The 17,969-nt window shown below is 46.6% G+C and carries 17 protein-coding genes; 7 read left to right on the top strand and 10 right to left on the bottom strand.

Annotated features, from left to right (window positions below; genetic code table 11):
- Positions 1 to 28 precede the first annotated feature (28 nt).
- Entirely contained in the window at positions 29 to 2,032 is a 2,004-nt protein-coding gene (tkt, locus tag C2740_RS01170; RefSeq protein ID WP_215293590.1) for a transketolase, read from the bottom strand.
- 44 nt (positions 2,033 to 2,076) lie between these two features.
- Between tkt and C2740_RS01165 the strand changes: the two genes are divergently transcribed.
- Positions 2,077 to 2,838, top strand: a complete 762-nt coding sequence (locus tag C2740_RS01165; RefSeq protein WP_215293589.1) for a 16S rRNA (uracil(1498)-N(3))-methyltransferase — start codon at positions 2,077 to 2,079, stop codon at positions 2,836 to 2,838.
- A gap of 34 nt (positions 2,839 to 2,872) precedes the next feature.
- On the opposite strand, the gene C2740_RS01160 is transcribed toward C2740_RS01165, so the two are convergent.
- Together C2740_RS01160 and C2740_RS01155 are read right to left on the bottom strand one after the other, a co-directional pair.
- Positions 2,873 to 3,493 (bottom strand): barstar family protein, encoded by a 621-nt coding sequence (locus C2740_RS01160; RefSeq protein ID WP_215293588.1) that lies wholly within the window; start codon positions 3,491 to 3,493, stop codon positions 2,873 to 2,875.
- Between the two features lie 128 nt (positions 3,494 to 3,621).
- Positions 3,622 to 5,943: an NADP-dependent malic enzyme gene (locus C2740_RS01155; protein ID WP_215293587.1), complete on the bottom strand. Its 2,322-nt coding sequence runs from the start codon at positions 5,941 to 5,943 to the stop codon at positions 3,622 to 3,624.
- Positions 5,944 to 6,027: 84 nt separating this feature from the next.
- On the opposite strand from C2740_RS01155, the gene thiL reads away from it, so the two are divergent.
- The 3 genes from thiL to C2740_RS01140 are packed head-to-tail and all read left to right on the top strand — an operon-like array spanning position 6,028 to position 8,101.
- Positions 6,028 to 7,053, top strand: a complete 1,026-nt coding sequence (gene thiL / locus C2740_RS01150; RefSeq protein ID WP_215293586.1) for a thiamine-phosphate kinase — start codon at positions 6,028 to 6,030, stop codon at positions 7,051 to 7,053.
- Positions 7,050 to 7,610, top strand: coding sequence for a phosphatidylglycerophosphatase A (locus C2740_RS01145; protein WP_215293585.1), 561 nt, complete (start codon positions 7,050 to 7,052; stop codon positions 7,608 to 7,610). Before thiL ends, C2740_RS01145 begins: the two co-directional genes overlap by 4 nt.
- Positions 7,607 to 8,101 carry a CinA family protein gene (locus tag C2740_RS01140; RefSeq protein WP_215293584.1) on the top strand — a complete coding sequence of 165 codons (495 nt, stop codon included), beginning with the start codon at positions 7,607 to 7,609 and terminating at the stop codon, positions 8,099 to 8,101. The genes C2740_RS01145 and C2740_RS01140 overlap by 4 nt, the downstream gene beginning before the upstream one ends.
- Here C2740_RS01140 and corA read toward each other — a convergent pair whose 3' ends face one another.
- The gene (gene corA, locus C2740_RS01135; protein ID WP_215293583.1) at positions 8,102 to 9,067 is read right to left on the bottom strand and encodes a magnesium/cobalt transporter CorA; all 966 of its coding nucleotides are present in this window, start codon (positions 9,065 to 9,067) and stop codon (positions 8,102 to 8,104) included. It abuts the gene before it with no gap.
- Positions 9,068 to 9,140: 73 nt separating this feature from the next.
- On the opposite strand from corA, the gene pyrF reads away from it, so the two are divergent.
- Positions 9,141 to 9,983: an orotidine-5'-phosphate decarboxylase gene (pyrF, locus tag C2740_RS01130; protein WP_215293582.1), complete on the top strand. Its 843-nt coding sequence runs from the start codon at positions 9,141 to 9,143 to the stop codon at positions 9,981 to 9,983.
- 16 nt (positions 9,984 to 9,999) lie between these two features.
- Here pyrF and mtgA read toward each other — a convergent pair whose 3' ends face one another.
- From mtgA to mpl, 6 genes are read right to left on the bottom strand one after another with little or no spacing between them, the layout of a single operon-like run.
- Positions 10,000 to 10,752 (bottom strand): monofunctional biosynthetic peptidoglycan transglycosylase, encoded by a 753-nt coding sequence (mtgA, locus tag C2740_RS01125; RefSeq protein ID WP_215293581.1) that lies wholly within the window; start codon positions 10,750 to 10,752, stop codon positions 10,000 to 10,002.
- A 24-nt stretch (positions 10,753 to 10,776) separates the two neighbouring features.
- Positions 10,777 to 11,682, bottom strand: a complete 906-nt coding sequence (gene aroE, locus C2740_RS01120; protein ID WP_215293580.1) for a shikimate dehydrogenase — start codon at positions 11,680 to 11,682, stop codon at positions 10,777 to 10,779.
- 44 nt (positions 11,683 to 11,726) lie between these two features.
- Complete coding sequence (locus tag C2740_RS01115; protein ID WP_251369656.1) at positions 11,727 to 12,581, bottom strand: TonB family protein; 855 nt, start codon at positions 12,579 to 12,581, stop codon at positions 11,727 to 11,729.
- Positions 12,582 to 12,597: 16 nt separating this feature from the next.
- Positions 12,598 to 14,601, bottom strand: a complete 2,004-nt coding sequence (locus C2740_RS01110) for a ribonuclease catalytic domain-containing protein (RefSeq protein WP_215293578.1) — start codon at positions 14,599 to 14,601, stop codon at positions 12,598 to 12,600.
- Positions 14,602 to 14,603: 2 nt separating this feature from the next.
- On the bottom strand, positions 14,604 to 15,338 hold the full coding sequence (locus C2740_RS01105; protein ID WP_215293577.1) for a beta-ketoacyl-ACP reductase: 735 nt from the start codon (positions 15,336 to 15,338) through the stop codon (positions 14,604 to 14,606).
- 16 nt (positions 15,339 to 15,354) lie between these two features.
- Entirely contained in the window at positions 15,355 to 16,755 is a 1,401-nt protein-coding gene (mpl, locus tag C2740_RS01100; RefSeq protein ID WP_215293576.1) for a UDP-N-acetylmuramate:L-alanyl-gamma-D-glutamyl-meso-diaminopimelate ligase, read from the bottom strand.
- Between the two features lie 26 nt (positions 16,756 to 16,781).
- On the opposite strand from mpl, the gene C2740_RS01095 reads away from it, so the two are divergent.
- Positions 16,782 to 17,309, top strand: coding sequence for a TlpA disulfide reductase family protein (locus C2740_RS01095; protein ID WP_215293575.1), 528 nt, complete (start codon positions 16,782 to 16,784; stop codon positions 17,307 to 17,309).
- Between the two features lie 191 nt (positions 17,310 to 17,500).
- Entirely contained in the window at positions 17,501 to 17,950 is a 450-nt protein-coding gene (gene aroQ, locus C2740_RS01090; RefSeq protein ID WP_215293574.1) for a type II 3-dehydroquinate dehydratase, read from the top strand.
- Positions 17,951 to 17,969 lie beyond the last annotated feature (19 nt).

The following is a 17,969-nucleotide window of genomic DNA, read 5'->3' as shown; positions in this document are numbered from 1 at the left end:
TCCCTCGCTAATTTTAAATTCTTGCTGATTATTTCTTCGCGATACATTGCTTAACAGTATTGGCAATTTGATCCACTGTTAAACCAAAATATTCATACAGCTGACCCGCAGGAGCAGATTCACCAAAAGTGTCTACACCATGCACTGCTGCGCATCCATACTTCCACCAGAAATCAGTCACGCCAGCTTCAACAGCAATGCGTGGAATCTTGGCCGGCAATACTTTAGATTTGTAGTCAGTATCCTGCTGATCGAATACTGTAGTCGAAGGCATCGAAACTACCCGAACGCCAATTTTTCCTGGGCTTTGTTTTTCTAGATGCTCAGCAGTTTGTAATGCAAGCGCAATTTCAGAGCCGGTAGCGATAATGACTGCATTAATTTTTCCAACTTGAGGATCGCGCAACACATAGCCACCACGCGCAATATCTTTAACTTGCTGAACACTACGCGAAACAAATGGGCAGTTCTGACGGCTGAAGATCAGGACGCTAGGGCCATTTTTGCGCTCAAGGGCTGAACCCCAAGCGACAGCACTCTCAGTAGTGTCGCAAGGACGCCAAACCATGAGATTTGGGATCAAGCGCAAGCTAGCAACATGCTCTACTGATTGGTGTGTTGGGCCATCTTCTCCAAGGCCAATAGAGTCATGGGTGAATACAAAAATACTGCGTAATTTCATCAAAGCTGCCATGCGCAAAGCATTGCGGCTGTAGTCTGAGAACGTTAAGAAGGTACCACCAAAAGGAATGTAACCACCGTGCAAAGCGATGCCATTCATGATGGCACTCATACCAAATTCACGCACACCGTAGTTGATGTGATTACCCCATTGATCGCCACGCACCGGTTTGCATGAAGACCAATTAGTTAAGTTCGAACCCGTTAAGTCAGCAGAGCCGCCCATCAATTCTGGCAGGGCTGGTGCTAATGCTTCAATCGCATTTTGACTCGCCTTACGAGTGGCAATAGTTTCCGCTTTTGCTTGGCAGGTCTTTAAATAAGCATCGAGTGTGGCCGAAAAGTCTTTTGACAAATCGCCTTGCATACGACGTTGCAATTCTGAAGCAAGTTCTGGAAATTTGTTTTTATATTTCTGAAATTCTTTATTCCACTCATGTTCAGCTGCTTGACCACGCCTCTTAAAATCCCAGGCAGCGTAAATATCTTGTGGAACTTCAAAAGGAGCATATGGCCAATTCAATGCCACACGAGTTGCAGCAATTTCTGCTGCGCCCAATGGTGAACCATGTACCTTGTCGCTGCCAGCCATATTGGGCGAGCCTTGGCCAATCGCCGTCTTGCAGCAAATCAGCGTTGGTTTATCACTCTTTTTAGCCTTAGCAATGGAAGCAGATACAGCTTCAGCATCATGGCCATTTACATTACGAATGACATTCCAGTTGTACGCCTCAAAACGCTTCGGAGTATCTTCGTTAAACCAAGAAACGACTTTGCCATCAATCGAGATGCCGTTGTCATCCCAAAGTGCAATCAACTTGTTCAACTTTAAAGTACCAGCCAATGAACACACTTCATGACTAATACCTTCCATCAAACAGCCATCACCTAAAAATACATAGGTATAGTGATCGATGATATTAAGACCGGGACGATTAAATTCTTCTGCTAATAATTTTTCAGCAAGAGCCATACCAACTGCATTGGAAATTCCTTGTCCAAGTGGACCAGTTGTTGTCTCAACACCAGGCGTAATTCCACACTCTGGATGACCTGGAGTTTTACTATGCAACTGGCGGAAATTCTTTAACTCTTCAATTGGTAAGTCGTAACCAGAAAGATGTAAGAGGGAATACAACAGCATCGAACCATGACCGTTAGATAAAACAAAACGGTCGCGATCCATCCAATGTGGATCGGTTGGATTATGTTTTAAATGATCGTTCCAAAGTCCAACGGCGATATCTGCCATCCCCATTGGCATACCAGGGTGGCCTGAGTTTGCCTGTTGAACTGCATCCATGGATAAAGCACGAATGGCATTGGCCATGCGGATTTGAAGGTTTGACATCGTAAAAGTGGTCTCGAGGAAAATAAATTGGCTATATTTCAGTAATGCCTCAATTTTATCTTCCCGGACCATGGGAATCCCAAAAGCCAACTACCCTCACCCCTGAGGTTGCCCACCATTTGCGCGTTCGGCGTATCCAGACCGGGGAATCCTTTCCAGTATTTGATGGAAAAGGTCAGGTAGCCAAGGCCGAGCTACTCTCTTTGAGCGCAAAAACGGGGCAAGTTCAGCTCAAAGAGATACACACTGACACCCGCCGTGAAGCCCCTTATGCCATTACTTTGGCCCAAGGTCTTGCCGGTGGCGACAAAATGGATTGGATTGTCGAGAAAGCGGTTGAAACCGGCGCCCAAATTATTACCCCCTTGCAATGCGAACGCTCGATCTTAAAGTTGACCCGTTCAAGCGATCTTGATCGCGCCCAAAAACGCCTTGCCCATTGGAATGGCATTGTTCAAGCAGCATGCGAACAATGTGACCGAACGGTGCTTGCCACCCTAGAACCCATTCAAACTTTTGAGGCCTACTTAAAGGTGCCTTCAAAGCCAACCCTAAAACTTCTTTTAAGCCCCGAGGCCACTAAAAGCATGCATTCAGTTCTGTTAGAAAGTGCCCCACAAGATATTATTCTCATGATCGGCCCGGAAGGTGGTCACTCACCAGAAGAAGAGGCGCAAGCCCAAGCAGCTGGCTACCAAATTGTTTCACTCGGAGAGCGTGTGCTGAGAACGGAAACCGCTGGCACTGTCGCCATCACAACTGTCCACAGCATATGGAACCCTGAAATGCAAAATCGCCTCAAGTAGAGGCGATTCCAGGGGGCTTGAGCAGCTTAAGCGATTAAGCGAAAGAGTAAAAGACCCTGTAAGGCGTGCGGCGCTCGGCCCAAAAATCAACGGCGTCGCGGAAAACGTCTAAGAGAGTTTCACGCGCTTCTTTGTCAAACTTCTGAGTGCAAGGCAGACCTTCGAGAACCACAACAAATCCAGGCTGTTGGCCAGCTTTATCTGTCAATGTTGTCAATGCATCCAATAAAGGATCGAAGTTTTTTGCTTGTTGCTTAGTAAAGGAATATGCAATTGCAATTGCTTCGAGCACTTCACCTTTAGTCATTGCATTTGTGCAATTGGCGTAGATGAAATGCTGACCGAGTTCAGTCGCTGCTTCCTGTAGATCTGGTGTACGAAAAGCACGAATGGATTGAACGATATTTGTACGCACACTGCGCAACATTGCCGGCGGTCCGGCATCACGAACGGCCAAAGCGGCACGCCAAGAAGCTGTCACTTTTTTTCCCGACACTTGATTTGCTGCATAGGTTTGTAAACGAGATAAACCACCCTGGGCATAAACATTGGCGGCAGATGATTCTGTTTCTAGTCGATCATTACTGTCCCAACTTTCGGCGCGGCTATGTTCTTCGAAGCTAGCTAAATCGGTGTTTTCAGTGCGATTATTCATGATGGGTGCTAGGTTACCCGTAACACGCCATCAAATCAAGCCCAAATACAGTGCATTTTATATAAACCATTGATTTATATAGGATAAATATATGTAAGTTATTACTAACTTACATATATAAAAATGCCTTAGGAGACGCCTCTCGTGTTGCTAGCCGCCTCTACGACTGCCAAAGTTGTTACATTCACGATCCTGCGTACAGTAGCTGCTGGAGTCAGAATGTGGATTGGTTTAGCCACACCCAACAACAATGGCCCGATAGCAATACCGTTACCCGCTGCAGTTTTTAACAAATTGTAAGAAATATTAGCGGCGTCAATATTGGGCAGAACTAAAAGATTTGCATCGCCCTTCAAGGGGGAAGAAGTTACTGCACCAGCACGAATGGTTGCATCCAAAGCGCTATCGCCGTGCATTTCACCATCAACCTCTAATGTAGGGTCTGCTTTCTGCACCAAGGACAGTACTTCGCGCATTTTCACTGCCGAAGGCGCGTTGCTTGAACCAAAATTGGAATGAGAAAGGAGGGCAACTTTTGGTACTAAGCCTAACTTCCGCATTTCACTAGCGGCCATCAAGGTCAGCTCCGCCAACTCTTCTGCATTTGGATCAATATTGATATGCGTGTCTACCAGGAATACTTGGCGACCCGGCAGAATCAAACCAGACATCGCTCCATAAACATTCGCGCCAGCCTCGTGACCAACCACCTCATCAATATATTTAAGATGAGTAGCGGGATTACCAATCGTGCCGCAAATCATCCCATCGGCCATCCCTTTGTTAATCATGATGGAGCCAATTAAGCTGTTACGACGACGGGTTTCCAATTTGGCGTAAGACTCAGACACCCCCTTGCGCTCAGTCAAGCTCAAATAGGTTTGCCAGAAGTCCCGGAAACGAGGGTCATTCTCTGGGTTAACAACTTCAAAGTCATCACCCGTCTTCATGCGCAGACCAAACTTATCAATGCGGTGCTCAATCACTGCTGGGCGGCCAATCAAGATTGGAGTAGCCAGGTTTTCATCAATAATGATTTGGACTGCACGCAATACGCGCTCATCTTCACCCTCGGCAAACACAATCCGTTTTTGATTTGCTGGTACACGCTTCGCAATGCTAAAGAGCGGCTTCATCAAAGTACCAGAGTGGTACACAAACTGTTGAAGCTGATTACGATAAGCATCGAAATCTTTAATAGGGCGTGAAGCCACCCCATCATCCATGGCAGCTTTCGCTACAGCAGGGGCAATCACCGTGATCAAACGCGGATCAAACGGTTTTGGAATCAAGTACTCCGGGCCAAAAGAGAGGTTCTCAATGCCGTATACAGAGGCAACCACTTCGCTCTGTTCCGCTTGCGCTAACTCTGCAACCGCCTTCACCGCAGCGACTTCCATGCCGCGTGTAATGGTTGTGGCGCCTACATCTAATGCTCCACGGAAGATAAACGGAAAGCACAACACATTATTTACTTGGTTTGGATAATCGGTGCGGCCTGTAGCCATCACTGCATCAGGACGAACCGCCTTTACCTCTTCGGGAAGAATTTCTGGGGTTGGATTTGCTAGGGCATAGACCAATGGATTAGGTGCCATCTTCTTCACCATGTCTTGTTTTAATACACCACCAGCAGAAAGACCCAAGAAAATATCCGCGCCCTCAATTGCTTGGTCCAGAGTGCGCAATTCTGTCTCTTGACAAAATGGCTCCTTCTCGGGATCCATTAATTCCTTACGACCCTTATATGCGACACCAGCTAAATCCGTTACCCAAATATTTTTGCGAGGAATACCCAAATCAACCAATAAATCCAAACAGGCTAGAGCAGCAGCGCCAGCCCCAGATGTCACTAACTTCACGTTGCCAACATCCTTACCAACCACCTTTAGGCCGTTTAGAATCGCGGCGGCTACCACAATCGCAGTGCCATGTTGATCATCGTGAAAGACTGGAATCTTCATACGAGCTTGCAATTTGCGCTCAACCACAAAGCAATCAGGCGCTTTAATATCTTCTAGATTAATACCGCCAAATGTTGGCTCCAATGCGGCGATGATTTCAACCAACTTATCAGGATCGTTTTCATTTACTTCGATATCAAAAACATCAATACCGGCAAACTTTTTGAAGAGAACAGCTTTTCCTTCCATCACTGGCTTGCTTGCCAGCGGCCCAATATTTCCCAAGCCAAGAACAGCAGTACCGTTGGTAATTACACCAACTAAATTTCCGCGAGCAGTGTATTTAAAAGCATTAGCGGGATCTTTAACAATCTCTTCGCACGGTGCAGCAACGCCTGGCGTATAAGCAAGCGCTAAATCGCGTTGATTGGTCAACTGCTTAGTTGGCGCGATCTCAATCTTCCCCGGGGTCGGAAACTCGTGATACTGGAGAGCAGCCTCTCTTAGGGCTGCAATTTGTTGCTCTTTATTGTTTTCTTTGCTCATCAGCGTACTCTTTGGTAAGACACATAGAAGAGTCTAATTCTATTCCTCTCGAGCGCACCTCTCCCAAGAGCCATAAAATAAGATATGCATCCTGAATCCAGCCCTCTCGGCGAATTTGATCTCATTGAGCGTTTTTTTAAAACGGGGTCAGATGCCATGGGCTCAAATAAAGAGCAAGCTATCGCCCTGGGAATGGGGGATGATTGCGCCCTTCTCAAATCCAGACCTAACGAAGAAATTGCCATTACTTCCGATATGCTGGTTGAGGGGAGGCATTTTTTTGCCGATGCCGATCCAGAGTTACTCGGCCGCAAAGCTCTAGCAGTCAACCTTTCAGACCTGGCGGCTATGGGAGCAAAGCCTATCGGATTCACCTTGGCAATCGCTTTACCGATGGTCAATACCGCTTGGCTTGCAGCCTTTTCCAAAGGCCTCTTTGCTATTGCAAATGAATATTCTTGCTCACTCATTGGCGGCGACACCACTGCTGGCCCCCTCACAATTTCCATTACAGCATTTGGCAGCATCCCCTTCGGAAAAGCCATTCGAAGATCAGGGGCAAAAGTTGGGGATGACATTTGGATTTCAGGAACGATTGGTGATGCGAGACTCGCTCTTGCTGCGCTGCGTCATGAAATCATTCTTTCCGAGCAAGATTTAAAGCAAATAGAACATCGTATGCATGACCCCGCTCCCCGAATAGAGCTTGGTATCAAACTTCGCGATATCGCAAGCGCAGCCTTGGATGTATCGGATGGATTGCTTGGCGACCTTCAGCACATTCTCAAACAGTCTGAAGTGGGGGCGGAAATATTTTTAGCGCTTCTGCCAAAATCTGCAACCTTACAAAAACAGAATGAGGCCATCCAAAATCAATTTGCCGCCAGCGGTGGTGACGATTATGAAATTTGTTTCACTGCTCCGATTGAGAAGAGGGCTGCTATTGATGGGATCAGCAAAGATCTTAATTTATCCCTCGCTAGAATCGGCAGCATTAGGAAAGCAGCAGGCGAAGCCGGAAAATTACATTTACTCAATCAGCATGGCGACCTACTAAACGCTACCCAAACAGCAACGCTGCTTGCATCCTTTGACCACTTTGCAAAATGAGTATCCCCAAAGATCCCGATCCAGTAATACCCACTTTTAAATGGGTAAGACAAACTGCAAGTCGCACTATTGCGTTTGGCTTTGGCAGCGGCCTAAGCCCTGTGGCACCTGGTACTGCAGGCACTCTTTGGGCTTGGGCAGCGTTCTTAGTAGGGGAGTATTTTCTATCTACAGAGGACTTTCTCTGGATTATTGGTGGCGGCATTATTTTGGGATGCTGGATCTGCGGTCACGTCAGCGAAGAGTTGGGTAAAAAAGATTTTGGTGGAATTGTTTGGGATGAAATCATCGCCTTTTGGATTGTGCTGCTGTTGATCATGCCAAGCAGCATTTGGATGCAGACAATCGCTTTTGGACTCTTCCGTTTTTTTGATGCCCTCAAGCCAGGACCCATTGGAATGATTGATTGTCACTTTAAAAATCTAGAGAATAATCACAACCCATCAACCATATTACAAATTATCTGGCGCGGGTTTGGCATCATGGTGGATGACCTTGCTGCAGCCTTTTTCACGCTTCTAGTGATTGCTTTGATACAAAAGATGATTCCACTATGAACTCTATTAATCACGCTAAAGAACTAGCTCAACTATTAACTACCAAAAGCTGGAAACTGGCGCTGGCTGAATCTTGTACAGGTGGCCTCGTCTGCGCCACCCTAACGGAACTATCAGGATCAAGCGCATGGTTTGAGCGTGGCTACATCACCTATAGCAACCAAGCCAAAACTGAGTGCCTAGGGGTTCCGGCAGAACTCATAGAGTCCCACGGTGCGGTCAGTGAACCGGTGGCTAAAGCCATGGCACAGGGAGCTCAAATCAACGCAGGCGTTGATCTTGCCATTGCCATTACTGGAGTTGCCGGCCCCACCGGAGGGTCAAAAGATAAGCCTGTGGGAACTGTTTGTTTTGGGTGGGTCATCAGAAATGTTGCCGGCACAAATATCACCACTTGTGAAACCAAACTATTTGATGGAGATCGGCAAGCGATACGCCAACAGGCAACTGATCATGCTTTAGCAGGTCTAATTCAATTACTAAAGAACTAATTACTTCATCCAACCCTTACTGTGGAAGTAAACCAACGGAATAATGGCTGAAACAATCATTGCGCCAATTGCCATTGGATAACCCCAAGTGGCATCTAGCTCAGGCATGTGTTTGTAGTTCATGCCCCAAATACTGGCCAAGAGAGTAGGCGGCATTAAGGCAACAGATACCACCGAGAAGATCTTGATAATCTTAGATTGGTTCAAGTTAATGAAGCCGACTGTTGCATCCATCAAGAAGTTGATCTTGTCGAACAAGAATGCAGTATGGTTCTCGAGCGAGTCAATATCTCGCAAAATTTGACGCGCCTCCTCTTGCTGTTCGTCTGATAACAACTTGCTTCGCATCAGAAAAGATAAGGCTCTGCGCGTATCCATCACATTACGACGGATACGTCCGTTGGTATCTTCTTCCTTAGCAATCGTCTCTAAAACCTCTGCAGCATCAGCATCGTTAATGCTGTCAGAAAGAACTCGCTTACCGGCTTGCTCGAGATTTTCGTAAACCTCTTCTAGCGCATCGGCAGAGTACTCAGCATCGGTGGAATACAGATCCAGCAAAACATCTTTTGCATTGCTCACTGAACCAGGTCGCAAGCGTGCGCGCAAACGCACCAAGCGGAACACTGGTAAATCTTCATCATGAATCGAGAACAGGACTTGCTTGGTCAGGACAAACGCAACTCGCACGTTGCGAGAGGTTTCTTCTTCATCCAATAAAAAATCAGTGCGGATATGAAGATGACCATCGTCGGCCTCAAAATAGCGCGCGGAAGCTTCCAAATCGCCCAAATCATCCAATTCAGGTAAAAGCACGCCAAACGCCTCTTTAATCCAAATCAGCTCTTCTTCTTCTGGATCAACTACGTCAATCCAGATAGGATTAGCGTATTGCAACAATTCATTGCGATCTTCCACTTGCTCTTGAGAGAGGCGGCCATTTTGCAGGACGAACAAGTTGATCATGGTGAACTCCTAAGGAATGAGCGCTAGTTTATCCTATACACCATGACAGTTTCACTAAAATAAGCCAAATCCAATGAACTCTCGCTCAAATACCTTTAACCAGCAACTCCAGTCTGCATGGGCTTCCCAAGGCAGTATGCTGTGTGTTGGTTTTGACCCTGATCCTAAGCGCTTGCCCTCATCCCTCCAGGGCAAACCTGAGGGAATATTTGAGTTCTGTCGCGAAATCGCTGATGCGACTGCCGATTTAGTGTGCGCATTTAAACCCCAGTTTGCTTACTTTGCCTCTCAAAGAGCCGAGGCGCAACTAGAAAAACTCATTCAGCACCTCAAGGATAAGTACCCCCATATTCCTGTAATCTTAGATTCCAAGCGCGGAGATATTGGGAGCACTGCAGATCACTATGCTCTCGAAGCCTTTGAACGGTATGGAGCAGATGCAGTCACAGTAAACCCCTATATGGGCTTTGACACAATCGAGCCGTATCTGAAGCATGCTGGCAAAGGTGTCATTGTGCTTTGTCGCACATCAAATCCCGGTGGATCAGATTTGCAATTTATCAATACCGCTTCTGGTGAACCCCTTTATTTGCATGTTGCTAAACTGGCCGCACAAAAGTGGAATAGCTCTGGCCAAATTAGCCTGGTAGTAGGCGCCACATTTCCTGAAGAGATTGCTAAGGTGCGTGCGATTATTGGCGATATGCCTTTACTCATTCCAGGCATTGGCGCCCAGGGCGGTGATATTGATGCTACCGTTGCAGCAGGTCGCATTACCCATGCTCCGGGCACTGGAATGATCATTAATTCATCTAGAGCCATTTTGTATGCCAGCGTTGGTAGTGATTTTGCCCAGGCAGCAAGAGCGGTAGCGCAAAGCACGCGTGATGCCCTCAGGGTTGCTAGTGCCAAGTAGACTGAGAGGCAATAAATTATTGCTTGATTGATTTACTGCTTTTAGCTGACGAATAAGGCGCTAAGGCAACCCGATCCATATTTTCCAAGATGAACTCTTGGCGAGTTGGAAAATGAATATTAGCCTTACGACAATATTGCGGCTTATCAAAACACTTTGGTGCGGGCAAGGCAGAGGCCAATGCGGCGGCATGGTCTCGATCCAATGCGGCTGGAGTGCTTGCGTAATAGTAGTGAGCAGCAGATCCTATACCAAAGATACCCTCACCCCACTCAACTGAATTGAGATAGATCTCAAATAAACGTTGTTTTGAGAGGGTTAGCTCCAAAAGTTCAGTAATGATGAGCTCTTGCCCCTTACGCAAATAATTTTGCTCAGAAGAAAGAAAGAGATTTTTTGCTAACTGCTGAGTAATTGTTGAGCCACCGCGCAAAGCGGTCCTAGAGCTACCCACCTGAGTTCTTTGTTGATTTTTTTCCCAAGCTTTTTTCATATCTTCAAACCGAAAACCGTTGTGCTGAAAAAAAATATCATCCTCACTGACCAATACCGCACGCTTAAGATTGTTGGAAATCTTGTCATAAGGAGTCCACTCAGAATAGACTGGGCACGACCAATGCCATGAACACAAACGCCAACGTTCAGCCCTCTGAAACGCAGTACTAGCAGGATTGAGCTCGATCCAGAGGGCGATTTGAATCACAAAGTAAATTTGCATTGCGACAAAACCACAGAGCAAACACTTGACCAGGTAAGTAAGCCAACGCATTAGAAAGTCAGTCGAATAGTAGAACTAACTGCGAAGCTTAGCTAAGACTGCACGTGAATCAATTGCTGTCGCCAAGTCTTCACCGCGCCACAATAAAAATGCATCAGCGGCTTGCTCAACTAACATCCCTAAGCCATCACTTACCCGCGCACCTTTTTGCAAAGCTTGTTGCATAAAGGCCGTAGATTTGCCGTAGACCATCTCGTATGCAAAGGAACTTGGCACAAAAATATTGATGGCTGCCGCAGGAGTCAAAGGTGATTCATCCACTAATCCTGCGGCTGTAGCATTGATTACCAAATCAAATGGGTAAGGGGTAGTTGAAGAATCCTCTAATTCCAATAAGGATCTAGATTCCAGAGCAACTTCTTTAGAAGCCGCTAGATCAGCAAACAACTTCACGAGTTCATCCGCTTTTGCAGTAGATCGATTAGCAATCACCAAACACTTTGGTGATTGCTCTAGCAATGGTCCAATCACACCGCGTGCGGCACCACCAGCACCTAGAAGCAATATCCTAGATTGATGAATCGCAAGGCCCTGTGCTGACAAGTCGCGCACCAGTCCAGCACCATCGGTATTGTCGCCAAAGACTTTGCCCGCTTTTATCCATAAGGTGTTGACTGCTCCTGCTAACTTGGCGCGCGAACTTAATACATCCGCAAAAGCTTGCGCGTCCAATTTAAATGGCACTGTGATATTCATGCCTTTTCCACCTGCGGCGAAGAAAGATTTGGCTGCGGCAGCAAATGAATAAATTTCAGGCTGCAAGCGACCATAGTGCATTTTTTGGCTCGCCTGCTCTGCAAAGTGTTGATGAATTACGGGAGATTTGCTATGGGCAATTGGATTGCCAGCAACAGCATAAACATCCAGCCCCGAAAATAGACCGGGATCAGTATGTAGATCGACAGATTTAGGTGAACTCATGATGACTACAGAATAAGCGAATTTAGAAACTATCTTTAAAAAAGTTAACGCTTAAGCTCTAAGTAGTCAGAGCCATCTCGAGTGAACTCAAAGGTAGAAACCCAATCGAGCACATCGATCTGATTACGCATTTCTGAAGGAAATGGTCCGAAGGGGGCGGAGGCGCGCACGATGGCAAGAGCCTGCCTATCCAACTCAGGATTGCCTGAGCTGCGACCTATTGATAGGCCATCTTTACCCTGGGCGTTTGTAGTAATGCGTCCTTGGGCATCCACACTGACCACAATCACTAAGCTGCCATACAAAGGGTGGCCATTAGCGCGTGGGAAAAATGCACTTCCATAAGCTTCTATCTTCTGACGCATAGCGTCGTAGTAGTGCGCAAAAGTCACTGCCTTGGCATTGGCACCAGTCAACACTTTACGTCGAGGCTCGCGCCCATCAGTCTGCAAACGCTTGGCTAATTCAGCCTCTAGCGAATTGAGTTGTGGGGTCATTTTTTGATCATCACCACTCTTACGTCCGCCGGAACGAGTAAATTGCTCATCCAGTTTTGCCAACATTTGCTTCTGTTGTTTCTCTAAAACCTCTAGTCGAGCCTCTGCCCCTAAACGCGCACGGTGCAAAGCAGTTGCATCTTGGTTCATTGTTTTGCCGCCGCCTTGTAAATCAGCTTGGGCTAATTTATTGGCCTCCTTCGGCGGCGTTTTAGTGCTGGCATTTACCAACACAACGCTCAGGGGGGTGTTAAGGCGACGATTCTCAACTTCTCCAATTCCCCAGCGTATCGAGAGAAAAATAATATGAATGAGAAGCGATACACAAAGGGCTAGACGAAATGGGTGGCGTCGCCAAGCAGTTTGAAAATAAAGTATTCCCTTATTTAATGTTTTAGGCATCACGAATCCTGCAGATTTAATCTGGGCTACCATCTTCTGCAGCGCTAACTTCAGGCACCTCGACTTTAGCTTCAATTTCCAATACCCTGACGGCGGCACTTAACTGCAATAGATCGATATCTTCCAAGACTACCTCAGCACGGGTCATCCGCGGATGACTTGCCAACTCCGGTATAGGCAAATGGAGCGGCACCAGCTCGAGTCGAGACATTCCTTCCTTTAAATGACGAACGTGTACATTTTTTGATTCACCATCTTGAATAGCCCAACGCAAACACCAATACTTCTCCAATCTATCTTGATACTCACCGTAAGTTTGATAACAAGACTCAAAATCTGCCGCAATCCCCATCAAAGTGGCATCTCGAGGCGGAAAAGGTGCGACCATCTTTGCAGTCACACCATGTTTAGCCAGGGCAATCAATTGCCATTGGTTTACCAAATCAGAGTAACGACGTAGAGGTGATGTACACCATGCGTAGTAATCCAAGCCTAAGCCTTCATGAGGACCCGGGGTGGTTTGCATACGGGTGCGTAGAGGCCCCCAACCCTTTTGGGTTCTGAATAAGCCAGGCAAACCATGATCAGCTAACAGCTGCCCTGAGGCGCTATTACAGAAAATCATCCATTCCGCAACGATCGTATCGAGAATCGATCCGCGCTGACGGGGCTCAATCTCGACGCGCTGGACCCCATTCACATCCTGAATCTGGAAATGAAAATCTCTTGCTAAAGCGTTGGGATCAATGAGACCTAACTGCTCTGGGCGAAGGCCATTAGCCACTCGCTTTTCTTGACGTCCAGCATGCAGATGTTTAGCCGCTTTCCATAAAATGGCGAGCTCTTTACGATATGGATAAGCCGCACCCTCATCCAGCAAGCTATCTTCGCTAACAAGGTGTTCAATATTCTCTAAACGCAAATTAGCTGCCATTGGCACCATCTCAGCACGCATTTGCAGGGAATCCCTGTTCGCAACCCCTTCTGGATCGACATCAACATAAATCGATAAGGCCGGCCTCGAAGCACCTGCATCCAAAGAGAATTGCTCAATGACCGAGTCAGGCAACATCGTGATTTTGTCACCTGGGAAATATACGGTAGACATACGAGTACGCGCTACCTGATCAAGTGAGTCATCTTTGGTAATCGCTAAGCCGGGGGCAGCAATATGAACACCAATGCGATGAACTCCTTCTCCCAAATCAGTTACTGATAAAGCATCATCAATCTCTGTTGTACCCGAGTCATCAATTGAGAAAGCTTTCACGTCTGCGAGTGGCAGATCTGCAATGGCAGCAGCGTAAGCAGATTGATCAACCCCAATGCCCTGACTATGCGCAGCGCCATTGGGGAAGTGTGCTTTCAGAAACATGCCTTGGTGATAAGCCAGGGGCGAAAGAATTGCACCGCACCGAATCATCAACTGCGCCGGAGATTCACCAGTCTCAGCGCATGCGGCTAACAATGCTTTATACGCAGTGGTATTTTTATCCGGTGAAAACAATAATTGCTGAGAAGAAGATTTGAGCACTTCCGGGAAAGTGCCGGCAACCAATTCTTGTTGCCATGCAGACTGCTGCTCCAATTCTTTTTGTTTGCGCTCAAGCGCAGCTAAGCCGGCCTGCAGTTGCTCTAGGGGCGCCCTCTGAAAGCGGCCACGCCCCTTGCGACGAAAAAATACTGGGGCTCCTTGCAAAGCAATTGCTAAAGAGACTTGCTGCGGGATAGTTGCTTGTGCGCCAAAATATTCATGAGAAACATCGACCAAACCAAACTCTTTATCTGGAGCGCAATCCCACAGTAACTGCAAATCGATATTCTGAGATAAAGCAGTGGCCTCGTCCATCACGGCTTGAGGCTCAGGCTTTTCAAAGCGGAGCCAAACTTCCTTTGCTTTGAGTTTGATCTTCTTTCCAGAAAGACTAGTGGCCTGCCAAGACTCGGCATCACCTGTGCCCGATGCAGACTGCACTGCGGCAATCTTAATATCGCCACCTTCTTCGTATAAAAGATTCATACTCAGAGGGAAATTCCGCCGCTAGCCTCTAATGCAACTCCATTGACATAGCTAGCTTCATCGCTGGCTAAGAATAAATAGACATTGGCCATTTCTTCTGGAGTGCCAAGGCGGCCAAGCCAACTTCGCCTCTCAATATCTTGCAGAATATTTTCAGGCATTGCTTTAACCATTTCGGTAGCAATAAAGCCGGGGCAGACTGCATTCACTCGAATACCTTTGGGGCCCAACTCTCGAGCCCAAGTCTTGGTAAAGCCAATCACCCCAAATTTGGTGGCTGAATAATTGGTTTGACCAAAGTTACCGTAAATACCAACTACACTAGATGCATTCACAATCGCACCTGATTTAGCCTCTAGCATATGCGGAACAATTATCTGCGTGCAATTGAAAACACCCTTCAAATTGACATCAATTACAGAGTCAAATTGCGCCTCTGTCATCTTCACCAGACGGGCATCTTGTGTAATACCAGCGTTATTAATCAAGATATCTATACGGCCGTGTTTTTGCATCACCTGATCCACAACCGCCTGAATACTGGCACGATCAGTCACGTTCATGGCATAAGCTTCTGCCTTCGGAATTTGTGCGGCAGCGCCTTTTACAGACTCTAAATTCATATCCGCAACGATTGTGATTGCGCCTTCTCCCGCAAAGCGCTGAGCAGTAGCGAAGCCAATCCCTTTAGCGCCACCCGTGATAATTGCTACTTTGTCTTTTAATCTGTCACCCATTTTTTACTTTCTTTTTCTATTGGCCTGCAATAGCTTTTAATAGTTTTTGATGCACGCCACCAAATCCGCCATTACTCATCACCAAGACATGATCCCCAGGCCTTACTTCTTTTGCAAGCACACCTACTAAAACATCAAGGTCATCAAAAGCAAATGCTTTGCCCTGCTCTTTCATATTGAGCGGAGATAAGACCTCTGCCAAGTCCCAACCTAGAGACTCCTTACCAGTATTGGCACCATAGGCAAAAACTTTATCCACCTGCTCCAAGCTGCCAGGTAACTGAGCCTTCATCACCCCAAGCTTCATCGTATTAGAGCGAGGTTCCAAGACAGCCAAGATGCGGCTCTTACCAACGCGACGACGTAAACCATCCACAGTTGTCGTAATGGCAGTTGGATGATGCGCAAAATCGTCATAGATAGTGATGTCATTTACAACACCGACGGTCTCGAGGCGTCGTTTGACATTCTTAAATTCTGCCAGGGCGCGAGCAGAATCTGCCGGGGGAATACCAACGTGGCTTGCCGATGCAATTGCTGCAAGAGCATTTAATTGGTTATGACGACCCATTATTCCGGAGTCTACAGCCCAATGCACTTTTGCGACTTCTTTACCGGATCTGTGGACAATAAACCCATCGCCCTCTTGAGAAATAAATGACCATTCGTTACTAGTAGCATGACCAAAACACTCTACTGGCGCCCAGGCACCCTTTGTAATCACACTCGCTAGGGCAGGCTCTTCACCATTCACCACCAACAAACCTTCGCTCGGGACCGTGCGAACTAAATGATGAAACTGGGTTTCAATGGCCGCTAGATCAGCAAAAATATCGGCGTGATCAAACTCCAAGTTATTTAGCAAGGCAGTGCGCGGTCTGTAGTGGACAAACTTACTGCGCTTATCAAAGAATGCGGTGTCATATTCATCGGCCTCGATCACAAAATATTTGCTCTCACCTAAACGTGCAGATACCGGGAAATTCAGCGGCACTCCGCCAATCAAATAGCCAGGCTTATAGCCATTAAATTCAAGTATCCAGGTGAGCATGGCTGATGTTGTTGTCTTACCGTGTGTGCCAGCAACCGCCAAAACATGTCGGCCATATAAAACTTGCTCGCCCAACCACTGCGGCCCAGAAGTATAAGGGAGTCCTTGATTGAGAATAGCCTCCATTAGTGGATTGCCACGAGAGACCACGTTGCCGATAACAAATAAATCAGGCATCGTCTCAAACTGCAATAATTGATCCGGTGAAAATCCTTCAATCAATTCGATGCCTTGAGCCTCAAGTTGAGTACTCATTGGTGGATACACATTAGCATCACAACCAGTTACACGGTGACCGGCTTGCCGAGCGATTGCGGCAATCCCGCCCATGAAAGTACCGCAGATGCCTAAGATATGTATATGCATCTACGAATTTTAGCGAAGGAGTTGCAATGAACCGAAGACAATTACTGATCATCTGCGGAATCAGTCTCATAGCCTTGCTTGGCGGCGTCTTCACTTCCCAATGGATTTCGCAAACTGGCTTAGCCAGTGAACCATCCGTTAAGGCCTTTTTTGCGAACCCTTGGCAAAGTCCAGATGGAAAAACAGCCAATACTGCGCAATGGCGAGGGAAAATCCTAGTAGTTAACTTTTGGGCCTCCTGGTGCCCTCCCTGTGTTGAAGAAATGCCGGCCTTAGACCAGCTTCAGCGGGAATATATGCAGCAAAATGTAGTATTTGTCGGCATCGGCATCGATTCACCCTCTAATATTCGAGAATTTCTGGAAAAGACCCCTGTAAGCTACCCTATTCTCATTGGCGGCCTGGTAGGCAGCAGTCTCTCCAAGCAAATGGGAAATACTCAAGGTGCACTCCCTTACACCGTAATCATTAATAGCAAAGGTAAATCTACTTTTACTAAATTAGGAAAGATAAACGAAGAAGAGCTCAGAAAAGCAATTAAGTCTGCTTTATAGGCCATCTTATTGATTTTCTGTAATGATACCCCTTCTCTTTATTGCATAGAAAATAGGCAATAAATCGAATTTGTTTCAGTAACTTCATCTAAAAACCCCAAAAATTCGCTTTTTTAGACGCCTAGGAAGGTATACTTCGGGCATAACATGTGAAGCAATTAACATCTAACTGCCTCTAAAAACAGGGATCTATGTCGAAAAAAGCTTCAATTCTCGTAATTCAGGGCCCAAATCTCAACCTATTAGGCACTCGTGAACCAGAGGTTTATGGAAAAACTACGCTTGAAGACATTCACCAAAAGCTAGAAGATTTAGCCAAAGCTGAGTCTGTAAACCTCAGCACCTACCAAAGCAACCATGAAGGCGAGCTAATTGACCGCATTCAAAAAGCCAAACTAGATGGGGTTGATTTCATCATCATTAACCCAGGCGCCTTTACCCACACTAGCGTTGCCCTACGGGATGTTTTAGCTGGGGTAGCCATTCCCTTTGTGGAAATTCATTTATCCAATATTCATCAGCGCGAAGAGTTTCGTAAGCACTCCTATTTATCTGACATTGCTACGGGAGTAATTTGTGGTTTAGGCGCTATTGGTTATGAATTAGCGCTCAAAGCAGCCATTACCCATTTACAAAAATAATTCTATTCAAAGTATTAGA

The sequence above is a fragment of the Polynucleobacter sp. MG-5-Ahmo-C2 genome, assembly GCF_018687735.1.
Taxonomy (GTDB): domain Bacteria; phylum Pseudomonadota; class Gammaproteobacteria; order Burkholderiales; family Burkholderiaceae; genus Polynucleobacter.
The sequence above is the reverse complement of the archived record's forward strand: the minus strand, read 5'-3'. Positions and strand labels throughout refer to the sequence as shown.